At 68.0% G+C, this 21,899-nt stretch carries 20 protein-coding genes and 1 pseudogene; 14 read left to right on the top strand and 7 right to left on the bottom strand.

Annotated features, from left to right (window positions below):
* Window positions 1–102: 102 nt before the first annotated feature.
* Window positions 103–1,254 (bottom strand): annotated as a pseudogene (locus AC1DBX_RS10130) (MFS transporter); the annotation flags it as partial.
* Between the two features lie 190 nt (window positions 1,255–1,444).
* On the opposite strand from AC1DBX_RS10130, the gene AC1DBX_RS10125 reads away from it, so the two are divergent.
* The 7 genes from AC1DBX_RS10125 (at window position 1,445) to proC (ending at window position 9,862) form a co-directional block, all read left to right on the top strand.
* Window positions 1,445–2,146 (top strand): ArsR/SmtB family transcription factor, encoded by a 702-nt coding sequence (locus AC1DBX_RS10125; protein WP_476855533.1) that lies wholly within the window; start codon window positions 1,445–1,447, stop codon window positions 2,144–2,146.
* Between the two features lie 214 nt (window positions 2,147–2,360).
* Window positions 2,361–5,099 carry a type I DNA topoisomerase gene (topA, locus tag AC1DBX_RS10120; RefSeq protein WP_476859270.1) on the top strand — a complete coding sequence of 913 codons (2,739 nt, stop codon included), beginning with the start codon at window positions 2,361–2,363 and terminating at the stop codon, window positions 5,097–5,099.
* A 115-nt stretch (window positions 5,100–5,214) separates the two neighbouring features.
* Window positions 5,215–5,658: an SseB family protein gene (locus AC1DBX_RS10115; protein ID WP_028277718.1), complete on the top strand. Its 444-nt coding sequence runs from the start codon at window positions 5,215–5,217 to the stop codon at window positions 5,656–5,658.
* Between the two features lie 92 nt (window positions 5,659–5,750).
* Window positions 5,751–6,755 carry a Ppx/GppA family phosphatase gene (locus AC1DBX_RS10110; protein ID WP_476850226.1) on the top strand — a complete coding sequence of 335 codons (1,005 nt, stop codon included), beginning with the start codon at window positions 5,751–5,753 and terminating at the stop codon, window positions 6,753–6,755.
* A gap of 114 nt (window positions 6,756–6,869) precedes the next feature.
* Complete coding sequence (locus AC1DBX_RS10105) at window positions 6,870–7,211, top strand: YciI family protein (protein ID WP_028277719.1); 342 nt, start codon at window positions 6,870–6,872, stop codon at window positions 7,209–7,211.
* 21 nt (window positions 7,212–7,232) lie between these two features.
* On the top strand, window positions 7,233–8,531 hold the full coding sequence (locus AC1DBX_RS10100) for an RNA polymerase sigma factor (protein WP_476931671.1): 1,299 nt from the start codon (window positions 7,233–7,235) through the stop codon (window positions 8,529–8,531).
* 497 nt (window positions 8,532–9,028) lie between these two features.
* Window positions 9,029–9,862, top strand: a complete 834-nt coding sequence (gene proC, locus AC1DBX_RS10095; RefSeq protein WP_476850224.1) for a pyrroline-5-carboxylate reductase — start codon at window positions 9,029–9,031, stop codon at window positions 9,860–9,862.
* 58 nt (window positions 9,863–9,920) lie between these two features.
* Here proC and AC1DBX_RS10090 read toward each other — a convergent pair whose 3' ends face one another.
* Both AC1DBX_RS10090 and AC1DBX_RS10085 read right to left on the bottom strand, forming a co-directional pair.
* Window positions 9,921–10,559: a potassium channel family protein gene (locus AC1DBX_RS10090; RefSeq protein WP_374208249.1), complete on the bottom strand. Its 639-nt coding sequence runs from the start codon at window positions 10,557–10,559 to the stop codon at window positions 9,921–9,923.
* 40 nt (window positions 10,560–10,599) lie between these two features.
* Window positions 10,600–12,030, bottom strand: a complete 1,431-nt coding sequence (locus AC1DBX_RS10085; RefSeq protein ID WP_476931670.1) for a TrkH family potassium uptake protein — start codon at window positions 12,028–12,030, stop codon at window positions 10,600–10,602.
* 118 nt (window positions 12,031–12,148) lie between these two features.
* Between AC1DBX_RS10085 and AC1DBX_RS10080 the strand changes: the two genes are divergently transcribed.
* Together AC1DBX_RS10080 and AC1DBX_RS10075 are read left to right on the top strand one after the other, a co-directional pair.
* Entirely contained in the window at window positions 12,149–13,372 is a 1,224-nt protein-coding gene (locus AC1DBX_RS10080; protein ID WP_476855537.1) for an acetoin utilization protein AcuC, read from the top strand.
* An 81-nt stretch (window positions 13,373–13,453) separates the two neighbouring features.
* Window positions 13,454–14,029, top strand: a complete 576-nt coding sequence (locus AC1DBX_RS10075) for an ArsR/SmtB family transcription factor (RefSeq protein WP_476850272.1) — start codon at window positions 13,454–13,456, stop codon at window positions 14,027–14,029.
* 96 nt (window positions 14,030–14,125) lie between these two features.
* Here the strand turns inward: AC1DBX_RS10075 and AC1DBX_RS10070 are convergent, their stop codons facing one another.
* Window positions 14,126–15,481: an alpha-hydroxy acid oxidase gene (locus tag AC1DBX_RS10070; protein WP_476931669.1), complete on the bottom strand. Its 1,356-nt coding sequence runs from the start codon at window positions 15,479–15,481 to the stop codon at window positions 14,126–14,128.
* Window positions 15,482–15,878: 397 nt separating this feature from the next.
* On the opposite strand from AC1DBX_RS10070, the gene AC1DBX_RS10065 reads away from it, so the two are divergent.
* The 3 genes from AC1DBX_RS10065 (at window position 15,879) to AC1DBX_RS10055 (ending at window position 17,710) form a co-directional block, all read left to right on the top strand.
* A complete protein-coding gene (locus tag AC1DBX_RS10065) occupies window positions 15,879–16,994 on the top strand; it encodes a 3-deoxy-7-phosphoheptulonate synthase (RefSeq protein WP_476850221.1) in 1,116 nt (371 codons plus the stop codon).
* A 190-nt stretch (window positions 16,995–17,184) separates the two neighbouring features.
* The gene (locus tag AC1DBX_RS10060; RefSeq protein ID WP_018775046.1) at window positions 17,185–17,406 is read left to right on the top strand and encodes a helix-turn-helix domain-containing protein; all 222 of its coding nucleotides are present in this window, start codon (window positions 17,185–17,187) and stop codon (window positions 17,404–17,406) included.
* A 205-nt stretch (window positions 17,407–17,611) separates the two neighbouring features.
* Window positions 17,612–17,710 carry a 30S ribosomal protein bS22 gene (locus tag AC1DBX_RS10055; RefSeq protein ID WP_003792170.1) on the top strand — a complete coding sequence of 33 codons (99 nt, stop codon included), beginning with the start codon at window positions 17,612–17,614 and terminating at the stop codon, window positions 17,708–17,710.
* A gap of 215 nt (window positions 17,711–17,925) precedes the next feature.
* Here the strand turns inward: AC1DBX_RS10055 and AC1DBX_RS10050 are convergent, their stop codons facing one another.
* Entirely contained in the window at window positions 17,926–18,744 is an 819-nt protein-coding gene (locus AC1DBX_RS10050) for an HAD family hydrolase (RefSeq protein ID WP_018775047.1), read from the bottom strand.
* A gap of 131 nt (window positions 18,745–18,875) precedes the next feature.
* Here AC1DBX_RS10050 and AC1DBX_RS10045 point away from each other — a divergent pair, with 131 nt between their 5' ends.
* Window positions 18,876–19,148: a glutaredoxin family protein gene (locus tag AC1DBX_RS10045; RefSeq protein ID WP_476855540.1), complete on the top strand. Its 273-nt coding sequence runs from the start codon at window positions 18,876–18,878 to the stop codon at window positions 19,146–19,148.
* Between the two features lie 74 nt (window positions 19,149–19,222).
* Entirely contained in the window at window positions 19,223–19,918 is a 696-nt protein-coding gene (locus tag AC1DBX_RS10040) for a redox-sensing transcriptional repressor Rex (protein WP_079555510.1), read from the top strand.
* Window positions 19,919–19,984: 66 nt separating this feature from the next.
* On the opposite strand, the gene AC1DBX_RS10035 is transcribed toward AC1DBX_RS10040, so the two are convergent.
* Together AC1DBX_RS10035 and AC1DBX_RS10030 are read right to left on the bottom strand one after the other, a co-directional pair.
* A complete protein-coding gene (locus AC1DBX_RS10035; RefSeq protein WP_476931668.1) occupies window positions 19,985–20,887 on the bottom strand; it encodes a Yip1 family protein in 903 nt (300 codons plus the stop codon).
* A 212-nt stretch (window positions 20,888–21,099) separates the two neighbouring features.
* Window positions 21,100–21,816 carry a hypothetical protein gene (locus AC1DBX_RS10030; RefSeq protein WP_476931667.1) on the bottom strand — a complete coding sequence of 239 codons (717 nt, stop codon included), beginning with the start codon at window positions 21,814–21,816 and terminating at the stop codon, window positions 21,100–21,102.
* Between the last annotated feature and the right edge of the window lie 83 nt (window positions 21,817–21,899).

Genomic DNA, 21,899 nt, shown 5'->3' with positions numbered 1-21,899 from the left:
CGTGCCCGCCAACAACGGTTCGGCCGCGGCCTTGGCCGGCAACGCCGCGTACGCCGCTGCCCCGGCCGCCGCCTTGGCCGCCGCTGGAGTGTTGGCGGCGGAGTCCTCCCGGCCGAACCGCGGCAGGACGTACGCCGTGAGGGCGAGGGCCACCAGGGCCCCGACGGCGCCGGTGAGCACGAAGCTGACGCGGACCGGCACCAGGGCGCCCAGGAGACCGCCCAGGGCCAGCGCGCCAATGGAGACGGCACGCGTCATCCCGCCGACAATCGCCATCGCCTGGCCGCGCCCGCTTTCCGGAATCCGCAGGATCGCGATGGCCCCGAAACAGGCGTTCAGGACGCCGCAGGCCACTCCCGTCCCTGTGTAGGCCGCAAAAAGCAGTTCCACGCTCGGGACCATCCCGGTGAGGACCAGGCACGCCGAGGCTCCGGTCATGGCGGCCAGCAGCACGCGCAGGCGGACCCGCGGCGTCCTGATCCTGCCGGCCATCGCGGCCCCGGCCGCCATGCCGAGGCCGAAGGCTGCGGACAGGAGGCCGTACTGGATTTCGGTGGCGCCAAGCTCGTTGCGGGCCAGGAACACCTCGAGCACGTTGGTGGCTTCGCCGACGACGATGAAGAACATCGCCCCCAGGACCAGGGCCCAGACCAGGCTGTCCCGGCGAATCAGGCGCAGTCCGTCCAGCAGCGCGGGCTTCGCCTGGCCGGCACGTTCGGCCGCCGTGCCGCGCCGGGTGCGGATCAGCAGCGCGCCCAGCCCCATGGCGACGTAGCAGCCGCTGGCCACGGTGAACACCAGCCCGGTCCCGCCCCAGCCGCTGAGCAGGCCGCCCGCGGCGGGTCCTGCCATCCCCGCGATCATGATGGTCGCCTGCATGGTCCCCATGGCCCGGGGGGTGCGGTCCTCTCCGACGATCCGCGGCAGCAGGGCCTGCCAGGTGGGGCTGGCCACGGACTGGGCCGCGTCGAGCAGGAACGTCATGGCAAACAGCACGGGCAGATAGTTCTCCAGGTACTGCATGCCAAGCCCCATGCCGGCGACGGCGGCGGCGCTGACCGCCGAACTCGCCGTCGCCAGCGTGCGGGAGTCCATGGTGTCGGCGAGCCGGCCGGCCCACGGGGCCAGGAGGACCAGCGGCAGCGCTGAGCACAGCAGGTACGCGGCCACGAGCCAGGGCCCGGCGACAGGAGTTTCGCCGGCGGCGGCCGCGTTCTGCAGATGCAGCATCACGCTGACGACGACGGCGCCCATCCCCGCCGTCGCCACGAACCGGGCGGTGCCGGCAATCAGGAAGTCGCGGTTGCGCCACAGGGGCGGCACGCCGGCTGCGGATGCCGGCAATTTATGAAGTGCATGTTTCATAAAAAGGAACCTAGTCCGGCGGCAAAACAAATGTCAAGCATTTCTTTCATAGTTTGGCGGGGCTGGATACACTGGAGGAGTGAACGCAGAAACCCCGACGGCGGAGTCAATGGCTCCGCCGGCCACCAGGCGCCGGCACCGTCCGGAGAAGCAAGTGGAAATCACCGACCCGAAGGCGATCCGTGCCTTGGCCCACGCCGCCCGGCTGGAGGTCATTTCCGAGCTGTATTCCACGCAGGTGAGCCGGACGGCCACCGAGCTTGCCGCGCAGACCGGGCTGACTCCCAGTGCCATGAGCTACCACCTGCGGGCACTGCAGAAGTGGGGCATCGTGATTCCCGCCGCCACCGCGGGGGATGCCCGGGAGCGGCGCTGGCAGGCCGCCGGTACAGATTTCACCATCCACTCGCTGGGGGGAGTGGCCAGCCCCGAGCTCGCCGTCCTGGACCTCGAGCTCGACGCCTACCGCCGGCGGGTCCGTGCCTACGCCACGGCCCGCAACGCCCGGCGCGAGAGCGGCGACACCGCCGACGGGCCGTCCTCGGTAGTACTGGCCAGCAATCTGCTGTACCTGACGCCGGACCAGCGGGCCGAACTGACGCGGCGGATCTTCGACCTGCTGCGGGACTACGAACTCGAGGATCCGGACCACCTGCCCGAAGGTGCCGAACGCATGGCGACGATGTGGTCGATGATTCCGGACGACCGCGGCCCGGCGGCCGCCGCAAAACCCGCCGCCGCAAAACCCGCCCCCGTCAAGCCCGCCGCCGGCAAGGGCTGAGCCGCCGCCGGGGAGGGCTGAACCGGTCGCGGGCACGGCGCTGAACCGCATCCGGAGTACGCTCAGGGGCCGGCCGGCACGTGGCCCTTTTGCGGCCGGAAGCCGCGTCCGCCGGGCCGTCATTTCCGGCCGGATGCGCGGGATTCTGCAAAATATGGTGAACTAGGCGGGTATGGGCGCATCTGCCCGAGCCACCTTTTTCTGTAGGAGCACCGTGCCAAGCAAGGCCAAAACCGGCAAGAAACTCGTGATTGTGGAGTCTCCCGCCAAGAGCAAGACCATCGCCAAGTACCTCGGCGAAGGCTTCATTGTGGAGGCCTCCATCGGTCACATCCGCGACCTCCCGCAGCCCTCGGAGCTCCCCGCGGAACTGAAGAAGACCCCGCTGGGCAAGTTCGCCGTCGACATCGACAACGACTTCAAGCCTTACTACGTGGTGTCCTCGGACAAGAAGAAGAAGGTCGCCGAGCTCAAGGCGCAGCTCAAAGACGCCGACGCTCTCTATCTCGCAACCGATGGGGACCGCGAGGGCGAGGCCATCGCGTGGCACCTGCTCGAAGTGCTCAAGCCCAAGGTTCCCGTCTACCGGATGACCTTCGGTGAAATCACCAAGGAAGCCATCCACCGCGCCATGGACAACCTGCGCGATGTCGACCAGGACCTGGTGGACGCCCAGGAGACCCGGCGCGTCCTGGACCGGCTCTACGGCTATGAGATCTCCCCGGTGCTGTGGCGCAAGGTGGCCCGTGGCCTCTCCGCCGGCCGCGTGCAGTCCGTCGTCACCCGCATGGTGGTGGACCGCGAACGCGAGCGGATGGCCTTCAAGGCTGCCTCCTACTGGGACCTCACCGGCCAGTTCGGCGCCGGTTCCGGCTCCTTCAAAGCCAAACTCGCCGCCGTCGACGGCGCCAAGGTCGCCAGCGGCCGGGACTTCAACGACAACGGCGAGCTCACCTCCCGCAACGCCGTCCACCTCAACGAGGAACTGGCCACCTCGCTCGCGGCGGGGCTGCAGGACGCCGACTTCCGCGTCCGCTCCGTCGACACCAAGCCGTACACCCGCCGCCCGGCGGCGCCGTTCACCACCTCCACCCTGCAGCAGGAGGCCGGCCGCAAGCTGCGCTTCTCCTCGAAGAGCACGATGCAGGTGGCCCAGCGGCTCTACGAAAACGGCTATATCACCTATATGCGTACGGACTCGTCCGCGCTGAGCAACGAGGCCGTCACGGCCGCCCGGCGCCAGGCCTCCGAGCTGTACGGCCCCGAGTACGTGCCGCAGTCGCCGCGGGTCTACAGCGGCAAGGCAGCGAACGCGCAGGAAGCCCACGAGGCCATCCGTCCCGCCGGCGACTCCTTCCGCACCCCGGCCCAGGTGGCCCAGCAGCTCTCCGGCGACGAATTCCGCCTCTATGAGCTCATCTGGAAGCGCACGGTCGCCTCGCAGATGGCTGATGCCAAGGGCTCCACCGCCACGATCCGTCTCGGCGCCGTCACCGTTGGTGACCCGGCCGACCGCCGCGACGCCGAGTTCTCGGCGTCGGGCACCGTCATCACCTTCCCCGGCTTCCTCGCCGCGTACGAAGAAGGCAAGGACGAAAGCCGCGGTGACGACGAGTCCGAGGAAGCACGCCGGCTGCCCAACGTGGCCAAGGACGACGCGCTCACTGCCAGCGACATTGTCGCCGTCGGCCACGAAACCTCGCCGCCGCCGCGCTACACCGAAGCCTCGCTGACTGCGGAGCTGGAAAAGAAGGGCATCGGCCGCCCGTCGACCTATGCCTCCACCATCTCTACGATCCAGGACCGCGGCTACGTCCGGAAGCAGGGCTCCGCGCTGGTCCCGAGCTGGATCGCGTTCTCCGTGATCCGGCTCCTCGAACAGCACTTCCACGACTACGTGGACTACGAGTTCACGGCCGACATGGAAGCGGACCTGGACAAGATCGCCAACGGCCAGGCGGCCGGACCCGCGTGGCTCAAGCACTTCTACTTCGGTGAGGACTCCGAGCCCGGCCTGCTGAGCATCGTGAACAACCTCGGCGAGATCGATGCCCGCGAGATCAACTCCATCCCCATCACGGACGCGATCACCCTCCGGGTCGGCAAGTTCGGCCCGTACCTGGAAAGCTCCACCGCGACGGTGGATCCCGAGACCGGCGAAGTGGTGGAGGCGGCCCGCGCCAACGTCCCCGAGGACCTGGCCCCGGACGAGCTCACGGCCGCCAAAGCCGTTGAACTCATGGAGACCGCTGCCCCGGAGGAGCGCGTCCTCGGCGCGGACCCGCACACCGGGCACACGATCGTGGCCAAGAATGGCCGCTACGGCGCCTACGTCACCGAGATCATCCCGGAGATGACCGAGGAACAGCTGGCCAACCAGCCCGTTGAGTACTACAAGAACGGCAAGCCCAAGCCGCCGAAGAAGCCCGTCAAGGCCAAGCCGCGCACCGGGTCCCTGTTCGCGTCCATGAGCGTGGACACCATCACGCTGGACGAGGCGCTGCAGCTCATGAGCCTGCCCCGCGTGCTTGGCCAGGACGCCGACGGCAACCCGATCACGGTGCAGAACGGCCGGTTCGGCCCGTACCTGAAGAAGGGCACGGACTCCCGCTCCATCGGCTCCGAAGAGGAGATCTTCACGATCACGCTTGAGGCGGCGCTGGAGATCTACTCGCAGCCCAAGCAGCGCGGCGCCCGTGCCGCCGTGCCGCCGCTGGCCGAATTCGGACCGGACCCGGTCTCGGAGAAGAACATCGTGGTGAAGGAAGGCCGGTTCGGCCCGTACATCACCGACGGCATCACCAACATCACCGTGCCGCGCACCACCTCGATCGAGGAGCTGACCCGGGAACGCGCCGTCGAACTCCTCGCGGAGAAGCGGGCCAAGGGCCCGGTCAAGCGCACGACGACGGCCCGCAAGGCGCCCGCACGGAAGGCCCCGGCCAAGAAGTAGGCAGCACGCCGAAATCGCCGGAAACCTGCCGATTCGCCGGAAAATACCGGCGAATCCGCAGGTTTCCGGCGATTTCGCGTTTGCGGACCGGCCGTGGACGTGATCGAGTAGGAATATGACTGAACAGCCCGCACACCTGGACAACCAGCCGCTGAACGAACTCGAGGAGCAGCTCGCCCGGGGGGAGCAGCCGGACGCCAACCCGGTGGACGTGATCCTGGCCTTCCTCAACAACGAGGTCTATGTGGTCAGCTCCGACGCCCTCGAGGGCCCCGACTCGCAGGTGGAGCCGCTGGTCCTCGCCAACTCCTCCGGCAAGCCCGTTCTGGCCGTTTTCTCGCACCCGAGCCGCGTCACCGAGCAGTATCTCGCCGCCGCCCCGAACGTGCTGGGCACGCAGGGCGCCGCGATCATCGGTAACCTCGGCGCCGAGCTCGGCATGGTGATCAACCCCGGCGCCGCCTACGGTTTTGAAATCGACCCGGAGGGCGTGGCCAACATCCGCCGCGACTTCAAGCCAACGGACGAGCCCGCTGACGGCACTGCCGACCCGGCTTAGGCCCGTAATCGGCCAGACTGCGACGGCGGTATTCTTCGCGAATACCGCCGTCGCAGCTAGGCCGGCCGCTCCGTGGGGGGAATAATGGCAGCATGCGTCTAGGCGTCCTCGACATCGGGTCCAACACTGTCCATCTCCTGCTGGTCGACGCCCATCCCGGCGCCCGCCCGGTCCCCTACGCCTCGCATAAGCGGCGGCTGTCGCTCGTGCAGTACCTCGACGACGACGGCAACATCGACGACGACGGGCAGCATGAACTGGTCGAGTTCGTCCTCGAGGCGTGGGAATTCGCGGCCAAGCACAAAGCCGACGACCTCCTCGCGTTCTGCACCTCGGCCATCCGCGAGGCCACCAACGGCGCTGACGTCCTGGCCCGCGTCAAACATGAAACCACCGTCACCCTCCGGGAACTCACGGGCAGCGAAGAGGCGTCCATGACCTTCTTCGCCGTCCGGCGCTGGTACGGCTGGGGTGCCGGGCCCATCCTGAACCTGGACATCGGCGGCGGCTCCTTCGAGATGGCCCTCGGACAGGACGAGCTGCCCGAGCTGGCGATGTCCGTTCCGCTCGGCGCCAGCCGGCTGACGCGCGACTGGCTGCCCGAGGACCCGCCCTCGGCCAAGAGCATCAAGGAGCTGCGCCGCTACATCCGCTCCACGCTCAAACCCGCGGTGCGCAAATTCGAGAAGCTGGGCCCGCCCAACCTCGTCGCGGGCACATCCAAAACATTCCGGTCCCTCGCCAGGATTGCCGGGGCCGCCCCCAGCGGCGCCGGGCCCTACGTCAAGCGGGAGCTGCTGGCCCTCGACCTCGGGCTCTGGGCGCAGCGGATCTCGGCCATGGAGATAGGGGACAGGCTCCACCTGCCCGGCGTCTCCGAGGCCCGCGCGCCGCAGGTCCTCGCCGGCGCCCTCGTCGCGGAAGCGGCACTGGAAATGTTCAAGTTCGACAGCATGGTGACCTGCCCGTGGGCCCTGCGTGAAGGACTCATCCTCCGCCGCCTGGACCAGCTGGTGTTTGAGGGGCCGATCGATCCCCCGCCGCATGTGGCAGAGCAACCGCCGGCGCGGCTTCAGTCGCCGGAAAAGGCTCTCTGAGACGGCTTGGACCAGCGGCGGGTGTCGAGACTGTGTCGATCCGGAGCGTCCTCGATCGTGTAAGTGCTGAGAGGCCGGCACGGCGCCGGCCGATTCGACAAGGAGGCACCCGAAATGACGCAGTACCTGCTCAGCATTTACCAGCCGGACGGCCCTGCCCCGGACCCTGAGTTCCTCGAACCCATCATGCGTGACCTGGCGGCCCTGAACCATGAAATGCAGGCGGCGGGGGCCTGGGTGTTCGCCGCGGGTCTCCACCCGGCGGAGTCCGCGACAGTCCTGCGGCCCAACGGTGGCGAGATCCTGGTGACCGACGGGCCGTTCACCGAAGGCAAGGAGCACCTCGGCGGATTCACCGTGATCGAGGCCGAGGATCTGGACGCGGCCCTTGGCTGGGCAAGGAAGCTGGCCGGCGCCACCACACTTCCCGTCGAAGTCCGTCCGTTCCAGCACTAGCCGCCGGTCGGGGGTGCTGGTGTGGGTGAGCGCCGCGGACATGAGGCAGCGACCGAGGCGGACATCGCCCGGGTGTTCCGGCGCGAGTACGGCCGCGCCGTAGCCGTTCTGACGCGGACGTTCGGGAACATCGATATTGCCGAGGACGCCGTCCAGGATGCTTTTGCCGCGGCGGTCCAGCACTGGCCCTCGGCCGGTATCCCGCCCAGCCCGGCTGGCTGGATCATCACGACGGCACGGCACCGGGCGATTGACCGGCTGCGGCGGGAAGCCTCACGCGAGGACAAGCACGCACAGGCGGCCCTGCTCGCGGCGGCGCGGTCCGGGGCCGGACCCGCGCCGGCCGCCGAAGAGCAGTTCCTGGCGGAACAGTCAGGGGAGGACGTGGACGACGATACTTTGCGGCTGATTTTCACGTGCTGCCATCCTGCCCTGGCCGGGTCCGCCCAGGTGGCGCTGACGCTGCGGCTTCTGGGTGGATTGACGACGGCGGAAATCGCCAGGGCCTTCCTGGTCCCGGAAGCGACCATGGCGCAGCGGCTGGTCCGGGCCAAAGCGAAAATCCGGGATGCCAAGGTCCCATACCGGGTCCCGCAGGGCGCCGACCTGCCCGAACGGCTGCAATCGGTGCTGGCGGTGGTCTACCTCATCTTCAACGAGGGCTACACCGCGGGACCCGCCGACGGCCCGGAACGTACGGAGCTCTGCACGGAAGCCATCCGTCTCGGCAGGCTGTTGGCGTCGCTGGTGCCGGACGAACCGGAAGCGGCGGGACTGCTGGCGCTGATGCTGCTCATCGAGTCCCGCCGCGCCGCGCGATTCACCCCCGACGGGGGACTGGTGCTGCTCGCGGCCCAGGACCGGGGGCACTGGGACAGCGCCCTGGCCGCCGAAGGCCGTGAGCTGGTGCGCCGGTGCCTGCGCCGGAACCAGCCGGGACCGTATCAGCTCCAGGCGGCGATCAACGCCGTCCACAGCGACGCCGCGGCCGCCGGGGACACCGACTGGGCGCAGATCCTGCAGTTGTATGACCAGCTTCTGGCCGTCGCGCCGGGTCCTGTCGTGGCGCTGAACCGCGCCGTGGCCCTGGCAGAGCTCCACGGGCCCGTTGCCGGGCTGGCGGCGGTCGAGGGCCTGGGACTGGACACCTACTACCTCTTCCACGCCGTCCGCGCCGACTTCCTGGTGCGGCTGCGCCGCTATCCGGAGGCCGCCGAAGGCTACAGGCGGGCGCTGGCGCTTGCCGGCAGCGCCGCGGAACGCCGGTTCCTGGAAGGCAAGCTCCGCAGCCCGGTGTTCGGCGGGGCCGCAGACGGGTAGAAAGCAGCCGGTTGGAAACCTGGGCCGGGCCGCGCCCGTGGCGGGCCCGTTCGCACCGGTTAAAAGAGTAGGGCCGGGCGATCTGGAGCAGGACTTGGGGGAACTCTGCTGCAAATCGCCCGGCGCACCGCCGGCTCCGGGGGAACCGGCTATCATCACTCGCACCTGTTGAGGCACTTTCCAAGGTAATGGCCGATCATGGGTGCGCAGCGAGTTTTCCCTGTGTGTTCGCTGGCAATCCGACGGCGTCCCCGGGGGGGGGGGGGGGGGTGGCCGGCTCCGCCGCGGGGGCTTTAAACGGCAAAGGCACCGGCGGTCCGCTGCGGGAAAATGGGAAAACCCGCTGCAACCACCGGTGCCGCGCAGGCATCCGCATGCCTGCTGCATCACTCGCACCCTCAATGAGGTAGTTACAACGTTAGGTTCCAAAGTTGTGCGCTGACTGCGCTGAAGGTGGGAGCTGGCTGGGAATCACGTCAGACTGCAATGATGGGGACATGAGCAACCGAATCGCATTCCTGGGCTGTGGGTCAATGAACGAGGCAATTATGGCGGGGCTGATCGACGGCGGCGTCGACCCGGGCGACATTGTCGCAACCGTCCGCCGGGCCGGGCGCGCGGCCGAGCTGGCCCAGCGCCACCCCGGGATCACCGCCATCGCGGGCGAAGAAGAGCCGGACAACAATAAACAGGCCGCCACCGGCTCCGCCGTCGTGATACTGGGCGTCAAACCCGTGGGGATCGCGGACCTGGCCCGGGAAATCAGCGGATCCCTTTCACCGGGCACGATCGTCATCAGCGTTGCGGCCGCCGTGTCACTGGAGCAGCTGGAGGCGGCGCTGCCGGCCGGCCAGCCCGTCATCCGCACAATGCCGAACACGCCGGCAAAGCTGGGCCGCGGCGTGGTCTCCGTCTCGCCCGGGACCAGCTGCTCCGCCGGGCAACTCCAGCGCGCCAAGGACATCCTCGCCGCCGCCGGCACGGTCGTGGAGATCCCGGAAGAGCAGGTGGACGCCCTCTCCGCGATCAGCGGCTCGGGCCCGGCCTACGCCTTCTACCTGGCGGAGGCCATGGCCGAGGCCGGGGCGCGACTGGGCCTGGACCCGGAGCTGTCGCTGTTGCTGGCCCGCGAGACCGTCGCCGGGGCGGGCTTCATGCTGGCTGAGCCCGGCGCGGATCCTGCCGCATTGCGCAAGGCGGTCACGAGCCCGAACGGCACCACGGAACGGGCCATCGCCACCTTTGACGAGCGCGGACTGCCGGCCATCATTGCCGACGGCGCCCGCGCGGCGGCTGAGCGCGCCGCAGAAATCACCCGACAGCTCGCCTGAGCCGGCCCGGGCGGACACCGGAGCCGCAGCCCTGGGAGCCGCAGGCTCCGCTTGCGGCCTAGGGGCGGGCAGCGAACCGTTCGAGCAGGTCCACGTGGCCCGAAACGATGAGCATGTCCCGCGAGGAAACCTTGGTTTCCGGCCGTGCGTAGGTGAAGTCCTCGCCCGGGGACTTCACGCCCACAATCGTGACGCCGTACTTGGACCGGACCTTGGACTCATCGAGGGTGAAGCCCACGGTCTCGCGCGGCGGGTACATCTTGACGATCGCGAAGTCGTCGTCAAACTCGATGAAGTCCAGCATGCGCCCGGAGACCAGGTGCGCGGCGCGAACACCGGCGTCGGCCTCCGGGTAGATGACATGGTTGGCGCCGATGCGGGTGAGGATCTTGCCGTGCGAGGGCGTGATCGCCTTGACCCAGAGGTGTTCGATTCCCAGGTCCACGAGGTTCACCGTGATCAGCACCGAGGATTCGATCGAGGTGCCCACGCCCACGACGGCGGAACTGAATTCCTGGGCGCCGAGCTGGCGGAGGGCATCGATGTTGGTGGCGTCGGCTTCCACCACGTGCGTCAGGACGCTCGCCCACTTCTGGACGAGGGCGCGGTCGCGTTCAATGGCCAGGACCTCCCGGCCCTGCTTGACCAGCTGTTCTGCGGTGGATGCACCAAAACGGCCCAGCCCGATCACCAGCACGGGGGCGTTGTGGGCGGGGCGGTTGACGGCGCCTGAGGAACTAGCCAATGATCGGTCTCTCTTCCGGGTAGTGGTACAGCTGGCTGCGCTGGCGCAGGGCCAGGCCGGCGGCAAGGGTGACCGTCCCGACGCGCCCGGCGAACATGAGCAAAGCGAGGACGTAAACCCCCTCCGGCGGCAACTCTGCACTGAGGTTGGTGCTGAGGCCCACGGTGGCGAAGGCGGAAATGGTTTCAAACAGGACCCGGTCCAGGGATGCATGGCTGATATGCAGGAGCAGGAGGGCCGAGACCGAGACGAGGGTGGCGCCGGCGACGATCACCGAGATGGCCACGCGCATGGTGCCCTCGGGGATGGTGCGGCCGTAGATCTTCACGTCCGCGTCGCCGCGGGCCTCGGCGGTGATCGCCAGGAACATCACGGCGATGGTGGTGACCTTGATGCCGCCGGCCGTGGATGCGGAACCTCCGCCGGCGAACATGAGGGCATCGGAGAGCAACATGGTGGTGGACTCCATGTGGTTCTGGTCCACGAGGTTGAAGCCGCCGGAGCGCAACATGACTGAGGCAAAGAGCGCATGCGTGATCTTGTCGCCGAGGTCCATGTCCCCGATGGTGCGCAGGTTGTCCCACTCCAGGAAGCCCCAGAGGACCGTGCCGGCGGCCAGGAGAATGAAGGACACCTGGATGGTCAGCTTGGTGTGGAGGTTCCATTTCTTCCACCGGAACCCGTTCTGGTGCAGCACCATGACCACAGGGAAGCCCAGGCTGCCCAGGAATACCCCGAGCATCAACGGGACAAGGATCCAGAGATCGGTTTCGTACGGCACGATTCCGTCCGAATGCGGCGTGAACCCGGCGTTGTTGAACGATGAAATGGCATAGAAGACCCCGTGCCAGACGGCCTGCGGGAAGCTCTCCCCGAGGACCAGGAAGCGGGGGATCAGGGTCACGGCCAGGGCGGCCTCGATCACCACGGAGGTCACGATCACGATCCGGAGCAGCGTACCGACTTCGCCGAGCCGGCCGGCGTTCATGGCCTCCTGGGCGATCAGCTTGCCGCGGACACCGAGTCTCTTGCTGACCATGAGCGCCAGCAGCGACGCGAGGGTCAAGGTGCCCAGGCCGCCCACGAAAATGCCGACCAGGATCACGAGCTGGCCGAAGAAGGACCAGTGCACAGCGGTGGAGACCACGGTCAGTCCCGTGACGCAGACAGCGGACGCCGCGGTGAAGAACGCCTGATGCAGTGGTGTGACTTGTCCCGTCGCGGAAGCTAAGGGCAGCGAGAGCAAAGCGGTGAAGACCAGAATCACGACGCCGAACGCCGAGAGCGCCAGGCGGGCGGGTGAGCTGTTCGCGATGCTGTCAATGAAGTCGCGCAGGCGTGTGAAGATCCACAGGCCTTCCCGCTCCGGCAGGCCTGGCTGCCAGCTGGCCGGGCTCGTGGACCTCGACTGGCTTTGCGTCATGTTCTTCCTCGGTTGAAACTTCTTCCCCAAGTAGTAAACCACTAAACACCGGGTAATGGCCGGGGGAACGCCCGTGCGCGCGCGGGAGGCCGGGGACGGCTCGGGTAGCCTGTGAGTGATGACATTCCTGCCCGGACTCGCTCAGACCGCGCTGCCGACGACGGTGGTGTGGGCCCCAGCCATGACTGCCTACAACTTTGGCCACTCCCACCCGATGGCGCCGGAGCGCATGGAGCTCACAGCGAAGCTGGCCGGCAGCCTTGGACTGCTGGATCTGGACCACGTCACGGTAGCGGCTCCGGACGTCGCCACCGACGCGGAGCTGGGCGCGGTCCACAGCCCGGAGTTTGTGGCCGCCGTGCGGCGCGTGAGCGCAAACCCGGACACCTCCGACCACGCCAGGGGTCTCGGAACCGAGGATGACCCGGCCTTTGCCGGCATGCACGAAGCCAGTGCCCGGCTGGCCGGCGGTTCCCTGCTGGCGGCCGCAGCTGTCCTGGACGGCAGCGCCGTGCGGGCCGTGAACTTCGGCGGCGGGATGCACCACGCCTCCCGGGACCGCGCGAGCGGTTTTTGCATCTACAACGACGCCGCCCTCGCGGTCCAGCGGCTGCTCGACGGCGGCGTCCGGCGGGTGGCCTACGTCGACGTCGATGCGCACCACGGCGACGGCACGCAAAGCATCTTCTGGGACGATCCGCGCGTCCTGACCATTTCGCTGCACGAATCCGGACTGACTCTCTTCCCGGGCACCGGGTTTGCCAACGAGATCGGCGGACCGAACGCGCAGGGCAGCGCCGTGAACGTCGCCCTCCCGGCCGGCACCGTCGACGCCGGGTGGCTGCGGGCCTTCCACGCCGTCGTGCCCCAGCTCATTGGCGCGTTCGAACCGGAAGTGATCGTCAGCCAGCACGGCTGCGACTCGCACCGGCTTGACCCGCTCACGCACCTGAACATCAGTGTGGACGGCCAGCGCGAGGCCGCCACGGCGATCGGAAACCTCGCCGCACGGTACTGCGAGAACCGGTGGATTTCCACCGGGGGCGGCGGCTACAACGTGGTCAGCGTGGTGCCGCGGTCCTGGAGCCACCTCATAGCCATCGCCGCCGGCCGCCCGGTGCCGCTGCGCACCCCGGTTCCGGAGGATTGGCGCAACTACGTCAAAGACAAATATGGCGCCAGGTTCGGCGTGGAGCCCCCCGAGACGATGGGCGACGACGTGGACCTCTGGTGGCGGTCCTGGGAAGTGGGTTTCGACCCCAACGACGAGGTGGACCGCACCATCATGGCCACCCGCAAGGAAGTGTTTCCCCTGCACGGACTGGACCCCTGGTTCGACTGAATCCGGGCCGGGCTTGGGGGCTTGCACCAACGCAACAATTCGTGGATGCCATCTGGCGTATATGTCGCTAGTGTGGAGGGCATGGTGACAGACGACGTATTTGCCGTCATTGCTGAGGCAACCAGGCGTGACATTCTGATAGCCCTCCGCAAGGGGGACAAAGCGGTGGGGGAACTGGTCCAGGAGCTTGAAGCAAGCCAGCCCACCATTTCCAAACATCTCAAAGTCCTGCGGGAAGCGGACCTGGTGAGCATGCGCGCCCAGGGCCAGAAGCGGTATTACACGCTCAACCCCAAGCCGCTCACCGGGATCGCGACCTGGCTGCAGGCGTTCGACGTCGGCCCCGCCGCGACGGCGGACGCGGCCGCCGCCCTCCACCCCGAAGCCGGCCCCGCAGCCGTCCCCGCAGCCGTCCCGGAAGGTCTGGCCGCCGCCGCTGTTCCGCAACCAGCCGTCCCACAACCGGTCGCCGCGCAACCCGCCGCAGCACTGGCGGGCCGCCCTGCCGGCAGCCCGCTGAGCCCCGCCGTCGTCATCCCGGTGGGAACGGCGGGGGAAGACAAGATGCCCCAGCAGATCGGGCGGACCGTGGGCCGGGCCGCCACCAGGGCCGCCGATCTCCTGGCCAACCTGCCCAAATTCGGCCGCAAGAAGTAGGCTTTCCTGCCCCGCGTATGCCGCCCTGGGTATGCGCGCGGCCATCCGCTCCGCCCAAAGGCACCTGGCCGATCGTTCGGGTGCCCGGGGGGCTTGTCAGAGGTGCTGGGTGCGGAGGATCCGCACGTGCTCGGGGGTGAGCTCCGCGACCCGGCTGACGCCCAGCAGGGCCATGGTGCGTTCCATGTCCTTCTCCAGGATCTGGAGCGCACGGTCCACACCGGCCCGGCCGCCGGCCATGAGCCCGTACAGGTAGGCGCGGCCGATCAGCGTGAAGTCGGCGCCCAGGGCGAGGGCGGCGATGATGTCCGCGCCGTTCATGATGCCGGTGTCCAGGATGATCGCCGCGTCGCTGTGGTCGGCCTTCAGTGCCGCGGAGACCTCCGGGAGCAGGTGGAACGGGATCGGTGCCCGGTCCAGCTGGCGGCCGCCGTGGTTGGAGAGCACAATCCCGTCCGCGCCATGGTCCACCACCTTGCGGGCGTCCTCGACCGTCTGGATGCCCTTGACCACGAGCTTGCCCTTCCACGTCTCGCGCAGCCAGTCGAGGTCGGCAAAGGTCAGGGTGGGATCGAACATGGAGTTGATGAGGTCCGCGACCGTGCCCGTGTAGCGGGAGAGCGACGCGAAGGTCAGCGGCTCGTGGGTGAGGAAGTTGAACCACCACGCGGGCCGGTAGGACGCATCCAGGACGGTCTTGAGGGTCAGGGCGGGCGGGATGGTCATGCCGTTGCGGACGTCGCGGAGCCTGGCGCCGGCGACGGCGGTGTCCACCGTGACCATGAGGGTGTCGTTGCCCGCCGCGGCGGCACGTTGGATCAGTTCCAGCGAACGCTCCCGGTCCGTCCACAGGTACAGCTGGAACCAGTTGCGGCCCGTGGGTGCGGCGGCGGCCACGTCCTCCAGGGACGCCGTGCCCATGGTGGAGAGGGTGTACGGAATGCCGGCGGCTGCGGCGGCCTGGGAACCGGCGTATTCGCCTTCGGACTGCATCATCCGGGTGAAACCGGTGGGCGCGATCCCCACCGGGAGGCGGGACGGCCCGCCCAGGATGTCAGTGCTGAGGTCGATGCTGGAGACGTCCCGCAGGACCCCGGGCCGGAATTCGATGTCCAGGAACGCCTGGCGGGCGCGGCGGAGGGAGATTTCGGCCTCGGCGGCGCCGTCCGTGTAGTCGAAGGGCGCCTGGGGTGTGCGGCGCTTGGCCATGTCCCGCAGGTCCCAGATGGTGCTGGCACGGCGCAGCCTGGCGGCCCGGCTGAATTCCGGCTTCTTGAACTGCATCAGGGGAGCAAGGTCGGCGTACTTGGGCACGCGGCGCTTCAGCGCGGCAGGGAGCCCGCCGGCGGCCGCGGCTGTGTGGTGCCCGGATGCGGAGACCGCAGGGCCAGGGGCCGTGGCCGCGGGAGTGGTCGGAGCCTCGGGGTTGCCGGGCGGGACGGTGTGCGTCATGGCTGCCTCCATTTGCGGATCGGATGCTGTGCTGGGTTTCCTCACACTCTAGGTGGTGCCGATGTGCGTCGAGATGTCATTTCGCGGCAGTGCCGGCGAACACCGCCGCGACGTGCCTGCCCGGCGACCACGGACCTGGTCCTGGCCGCCCGGAACTGGCCGCCCGCGGATTGTTACGTCCGGCGTTTGCTCCGGCCGCGGCTCCGGGGCTATGGTCAACGCTATGACTAACCGTTGGTATGCGTATTTTTCGTTGGCTCTGGAGGGGCCCGCGTCTAACTGACACGCATCCAACTTTCCTTCAGAGCCAACAGGGCAGAGATTATTCTCTGCCCTTCGCCGTTTCTTCGGCGGGTTCTGACCAGGGCCCGCTCCGCACCCGGAACAGGACCCGAATATGAGCATCGAAGCAGCCACCGGCCCCCAACACTCCACCTCGAACCTGCGCGTCAGCGAGTTCACCCCGCTGCCCACCCCGCAGGACCTCATGGCGGAACTGCCCCTGGAGGCCCGCCTGGCCGAGGTGGTCGGGCGGGGCCGGGACGAGGTCCGGGCCATCATGGACGGTGTGGACGACAGGCTGCTCGTCATCGTGGGCCCCTGCTCCATCCACGACCCCAAGGCGGGCCTGGAATACGCCCGCCGGCTGGTCAGCCAGGCAGAGAAGCACCGCGAAGACCTGCTGATCGTCATGCGCACCTACTTCGAGAAGCCGCGCACCACGGTGGGCTGGAAGGGCCTGATCAACGACCCCCGGCTGGACGGCAGCCACGACATCGCCGCGGGCCTGCGCGCGGCCCGGTCCTTCCTGCGCCAGGTCACCGCCCTCGGCCTGCCCACCGCCACCGAGTTCCTTGAGCCAATCAGCCCCCAGTACGTCGCGGACCTGGTCGCCTGGGGCGCGATCGGCGCCCGCACCACGGAGAGCCAGATCCACCGCCAGCTGGCCTCCGGGCTGTCGATGCCGATCGGCTTCAAGAACGGGACCGACGGCGATCTCCAGGTGGCGCTGGACGCGTGCAGCTCCGCCGCTGCCGCCCAGGCGTTCCTCGGGATCGACGACGACGGCCGGGCGGCGCTTGTGGCTACCGCCGGCAACCCGGACACCCACGTCATCCTCCGCGGCGGGCGCAATGGCCCCAACTACTCAGCCGCCGATGTTGAAGCGGCCTCAGCGAAACTCGCCGCGAAGCAGCTCAACCCCCGTCTGATCGTCGACGCCAGCCACGCCAACAGCGGCAAAAACCATCACCGCCAGGCCGAGGTCGCCCTCGAAATCGGTGCGCAGCTGGAAAATGCCGGAGCCGCCGCCGGGGCCATCGCCGGCGTCATGCTCGAGAGCTTCCTGGTGGGCGGGGCCCAGAACCTTGATGTCAACGCCGTTACCGGCTCCGGACGGGAGGGGCTGGTCTACGGCCAGAGCGTCACTGATGCCTGCATGGACTGGGACGTGACGGCGTCGGTACTGGGCCAGCTGGCCGCCTCGGCCCGCAGGCGGCGGACCCGTGCCTGAGGGAGGAGGAGCGTGCCGCGGGATTTTCGAGATTCCTGCGGAAATCGTGTGGGGATTCCTGAGGAAGTCTTTCACTTTGGCACCATGAGCAACTAGTGTTGCTAACACATGGTTGTTTGATGGCTCAGCATCGGCACACCGCCATGTCAACAGGTGGGGCTGCCGTTCGCTTGAGCAAAGGAATAGGGAAATGTCTACGGAGGCCAACTTCTCCAAGGCCCGTTTTTTGACCGTGGCCGAAGTCGCGGAACTTATGCGGGTATCGAAAATGACTGTGTACCGTCTTGTGCATTCGGGGGAGATGCCGGCCGTGCGGTTCGGCCGCTCCTACCGCGTGCCGGAAAACGCCGTCGAGCAGTACCTCAAGGGTGCCGTCGTCGACCGGAATGACGGCCACGCCGGAACTGGCTGATCAGTCAGCGGCAACAATCACAGCGTGAATCGACTGCTTTGGGTCCCGCACGGGGCCCGCGGTCGTGGGGTGCCTCGCAGAGGCGGTACCCTGTTAAGGAACGTTTTACGTCATTGTAAGAACCTGTCAGTTGTTTCAGTCTGCTGCTTAGCCCGCGGACCCTTCCCAACAGGCAGGTACTGCATCTAGCCGGTAAGGAACTTTCGTGGGTTCAGTTATTAAGAAGCGTCGCAAGCGTATGGCCAAGAAGAAGCACCGCAAGCTGCTTCGCAAGACGCGCCACCAGCGTCGCAATAAGAAGTAGCAATACTTCGAAATGCATGAAATGCCCGTTGCCTTCCAGGCGACGGGCATTTTTCTTGCCTTCGGCGGTTGATTTGCGTTGGGGCCAGCCGGGGCGACGCCGAGGAGGTGGCGCGTAGATTCGCACCGGCTTCGGACGCGGGCTGCGGAATCAGAGGACGGCGGCCCTGATCCGCGCCGCGCCCGTCCGAATCCGCAGCGGAAGCCGCGGGCGGCCTAGCGGCTGGGGCCGCGGAAGCGGGAGAACCCCCGCCACAGGCCGTAGATGGCCCCTCCGACCGTTGCGGCCTTGAAGCCCAGAGTGGCGGCGCGCCGGCCTGCACGGAAGTCGTAGACCGGCCAGTTGTGCTCGCGGGCGTAGCGGCGCAGCTTGGAGTCGGGATTGATGGCAACGGGGTGCCCCACCATGCTCAGCAACGGGATGTCGTTGTGGGAATCGCTGTACGCCCAGCAGCGGCTCAGGTCCAGACCCTGCTCCTCGGCAATTTGCTGGACTGCGACCGCTTTGGCCGGTCCATGGAGGATCTCGCCCACAAGCCGTCCCGTGTACGAGCCGTCCATGATCTCGCCCACTGTGCCCAGCGCCCCGGTCAGGCCCAGCCGGGCGGCAATGACAGTGGCCACCTCGATCGGCGTCGCAGTGACGAGCCATACCTTGCGCCCGACCCGAAGATGCTGCTCGGCCAAGGCCTTTGCCCCCGGCCAGATCCGCGACTCAATCATTTCGTCGTAGACCTCTTCGCCCAACGCCTCGATGTCCTTGGCCGTGATGCCGGCGGCCAGGGTCAGGGCGGAATCGCGGACGGCATGGACGTCATCCATGTTTTCGCCGCGCAGCACGAACATGAACTGCTTCCAGGCGAACCCGGCAGCCTGCGGCAGGGTGAAGGCGCCACGCTGGTGAAGCTTGCGGGCGACATGGAAAAGGCTTGCGCCCTTCATGAGGGTGTTGTCGACGTCGAAAAATGCGGCCTCGCCGTGCTGCGTCGATGCAGCAGGCTCATTGGCCACAATGACGTATTTCTCCTCGGGCATGCCACGAGTCTAGTCAATGACGGGCCCCCGGCCGCCCGCGGGACGCGCGACGCGACGGCAGGACGGCCCCGGACCCGGGCGGACTGCTCCGCGCGTCGACGCCGAAGTGGCCGCCGGGCTACGGTGGATGCATGGCCAAACCCGCACACTTACCTGCTGTAGTTCTGATCACCAAGGCTGACTGTCACCTGTGCACCGAGGCGCGTGCCGCCGTCGGCCGGGTCACCGCTGCGCTCGGACTAGATTGGTCGGAAAAATCGGTGGACGACGACGCCGGGCTGCGGGAACGCTTCGCCGAGGAGATCCCGGTGGTGCTGGTCGACGGCGTCCAGCGGGATTTCTGGAAGATCGACGAGGCCCGCCTGACCCGGACCCTGCAACGGATCCTCGACCAGCCCTCCTGACGGCGGGGTGCTTTGTTGCGTGATGCGCGGGGGCTCTAGAGTGGGAAGCACAACGCGACGCAATGGAGCAGATAGTGACTTCGCTGGATTCATCTCCCGGGCCTGTCCCCGGGGGAGCCGGGACTGCGGCCAAACAGATTCCGCCCGCGGCCGTGGCCCGGCTGACCATCTATCTGCGCGCCCTGACCACGCTGCTGGCTGACGGGGTGGACCGGGTCTCGTCCGAGTCGCTGGCCGAGGCCTCCGGAGTCAGTTCCTCGACGCTGCGCAAGGACCTCTCCTATGTCGGCTCCTACGGAACCCGGGGTGTCGGTTATGAGGTCCAGTACCTCAACCGCAACATCGCCGCTGCCCTCGGGCTGACGCACGACTGGAAAGTCGCGATCGTCGGTGCGGGCAACCTCGGCAAAGCCCTGGCCCGGTACGGCGGATTCGAGTCTCGAGGCTTTGACATTGTGGCGATTTTCGACGCCGACCAGATGGTGGTGGGCAGTGAAGTCGGGTGGCTGCGGGTCAGCGACGCCGCCGACCTTGAGCCGGTACTGCAGCGTACCGGTGCCAACATGGTGGTCCTCGCCTTGCCCGCGGCGGTGGCCCAGGACGTCTGCGACCGGGTGATAGCCGCCGGCGTGCGGAGCATCCTCAGCTTCGCGCCGGTGATGCTGCAGGTCCCCCCGGGAGTCAACCTCCGCAAGGTGGACATGGCAACGGAACTGCAGATTCTGGCCTACCACGCACAGAGGGCGCAGGACCCGGAAGACGCCGACTAAGATCGGCCAGCCCTCCGGTTCCCGCGCCCGCTGAGTGGTACCCCACTGGGTGGGTTCCTGGCGAAGCTACTTCCCGAAGGGGGCTCCGGGCTGTCCATAGGGGTTGGCAAAGGGCTGCCGCTTCTGGAAATACGGCGCTGCCGCGGGCAGGTAAAGCAGCACGATAGCCGCAATGCCCACGAGTGCCGCCAGGGTGGCGAGGCTGAGCGGGATGATGTTGAAGACCGACAAGGCCGCGAACACGGTGCCCAGGATGCGGGCCCAGTTCTTGCCCTTGCGGACATTGAATGCCACGAGGGCGTACAGCCCGGCGCTGATGGCGGCAAACACCACGATCGTGCCGATCAGGACACCCTTAATGGATTCGAAGTCGACGCTCGTGCCGCTCGCTGCCATCTGCTGCTCGAACATGTCCCTGACGGCAGGGGTGTCCAGGGTTCCCAGGGATACCAGCATGGAGATGACCCACAAGGCTCCGGCTGCGATGATCAGCCAGAACGACGTATTGACCAACTGGGGAACCGCGCCCGGAGCCTGCGGCTGTTGGGACGGGTACTGGGCGTAGGGGGACTGGCCGTACGGCGACTGCGGGGCGTTCTGGCCGTAGGCGGGGGGTGGCTGCTGGCCGTACTGCGGCGTCTGGGGGGCGTTCTGGCCGTAGGCGGGGGGTGGCTGCTGGCCGTACTGCGGTGCCTGCGGGGCGTTCTGGCCGTAAGCGGGGGGTGTCTGCTGGCCGTACTGCGGTGCCTGGGGGGCGTTCTGGCCGTAAGCGGGGGGTGTCTGCTGGCCGTACTGCGGTGCCTGGGGGGCGTTCTGGCCGTAGGCGGGGGGTGTCTGCTGGCCGTACTGCGGTGTCTGCGGTGCCTGCGGGGCGTTCTGGCCGTACTGCGGTGCCTGCGGCGCCGGAGTGGATTCCCCGCCCGGCTCGGAGCCGTTGCGAGGCGGGGGCTGGACTGGGGGATTGCTCATGAAGCGGTCCTTTGCGTGTCGATCGAATCGGCCACCGGGATCAGAGATCCTGCCCTGCCCCCAGCATGGTTTAGCTCAACCGTACCGCGGCCCGGCCGCCGTGTGGATCATTCCTGAGAGGTATTCTCAAGCCTCTTTCGATGGCCGGCGCGTGGCGGCGGGGGAGCCCTGGCGCTGCCACGAATCCGCGGGTGCCCTGTGCGGCGGCAGGCCTAGATTCGGCCCCGGTTGGCGGCAAACCAGGCCTGTGCATTCGGCAGCCACATGAGCACGGTCGCCACGAGGCTGATGAGGAAGCCCGGCAGGCCTCCGCCCGCCCGGCCGTCGGCGATGCCGGAACTGATGAGTGTCAGCACCAGGGAGATGCCGGCAAGGATGGTGAGGGCGAAGCGGGCCCATTCCCGGCCTTCCTTCATCTTCATGGCCAGGATGATCTGAGCGGTTGCCAGTGCGAGCGCCACGATCACGAGCAGCAGCACCAGGAGCCCGATCGCCGGCGCGAAGGCGACCAGGACGAAGGACCCGAACAACCCGATGACTCCACCGAGGAGGCCCAGGAGCCCGCCGATCAGCCAGATCCAGTAGGAGACCTTCAGCTCGGTGGGCATCGCAGCGACCTTGAACATGCCGGAGAGCCCGCCGGCAGGCAGTGCATCGCCGAAGTTCCTGGGGCGGTCGGTGGGCATCTCGAAGCGGAATCCGCCGGCCGACGCCGGCTGGCCCTGGTACCCGGGAGGCGGTGCCTGGTATCCGGGAGGCGGTGCCTGGTATCCGGGAGGCGGTGCCTGGTATCCGGGAGGCGGTGCCTGGTACCCGGGAGGGGGCGGCGGGTTGGCGGGAAGCTGCGGTGGGCCGGCGGGCGGGACGCTGCCCGACGCCGGCGGCTGGGCGCCCGGCTGCTGCGGAGGTACATCACTCGGGTTGCTCATGGCTCTCACTGTAGACGGCCGTTTCCCTGTTATCTAGGGAATCTGCAGCCGCGTCGCGGTGCCCGACGGCGGCGCCCAAGAGG

Source organism: Arthrobacter sp. 10N44_2 (assembly GCF_056394385.1).
Note: the sequence above shows the minus strand (reverse complement) of the source record. Positions and strands in the feature narration are given on the sequence as shown.

Coding starts and splice junctions, on each gene's coding strand:
- AC1DBX_RS10115 (WP_028277718.1), top strand. CDS start 5,215: ATGACTGAACAGCCCGCACACCTGGACAACCAGCCGCTGAACGAACTC.
- AC1DBX_RS10110 (WP_476850226.1), top strand. CDS start 5,751: ATGCGTCTAGGCGTCCTCGACATCGGGTCCAACACTGTCCATCTCCTG.
- AC1DBX_RS10105 (WP_028277719.1), top strand. CDS start 6,870: ATGACGCAGTACCTGCTCAGCATTTACCAGCCGGACGGCCCTGCCCCG.
- proC (WP_476850224.1), top strand. CDS start 9,029: ATGAGCAACCGAATCGCATTCCTGGGCTGTGGGTCAATGAACGAGGCA.
- AC1DBX_RS10085 (WP_476931670.1), bottom strand. CDS start 12,030: ATGACGCAAAGCCAGTCGAGGTCCACGAGCCCGGCCAGCTGGCAGCCA.
- AC1DBX_RS10080 (WP_476855537.1), top strand. CDS start 12,149: ATGACATTCCTGCCCGGACTCGCTCAGACCGCGCTGCCGACGACGGTG.
- AC1DBX_RS10075 (WP_476850272.1), top strand. CDS start 13,454: ATGGTGACAGACGACGTATTTGCCGTCATTGCTGAGGCAACCAGGCGT.
- AC1DBX_RS10070 (WP_476931669.1), bottom strand. CDS start 15,481: ATGACGCACACCGTCCCGCCCGGCAACCCCGAGGCTCCGACCACTCCC.
- AC1DBX_RS10065 (WP_476850221.1), top strand. CDS start 15,879: ATGAGCATCGAAGCAGCCACCGGCCCCCAACACTCCACCTCGAACCTG.
- AC1DBX_RS10060 (WP_018775046.1), top strand. CDS start 17,185: ATGTCTACGGAGGCCAACTTCTCCAAGGCCCGTTTTTTGACCGTGGCC.
- AC1DBX_RS10050 (WP_018775047.1), bottom strand. CDS start 18,744: ATGCCCGAGGAGAAATACGTCATTGTGGCCAATGAGCCTGCTGCATCG.
- AC1DBX_RS10045 (WP_476855540.1), top strand. CDS start 18,876: ATGGCCAAACCCGCACACTTACCTGCTGTAGTTCTGATCACCAAGGCT.
- AC1DBX_RS10035 (WP_476931668.1), bottom strand. CDS start 20,887: ATGAGCAATCCCCCAGTCCAGCCCCCGCCTCGCAACGGCTCCGAGCCG.
- AC1DBX_RS10030 (WP_476931667.1), bottom strand. CDS start 21,816: ATGAGCAACCCGAGTGATGTACCTCCGCAGCAGCCGGGCGCCCAGCCG.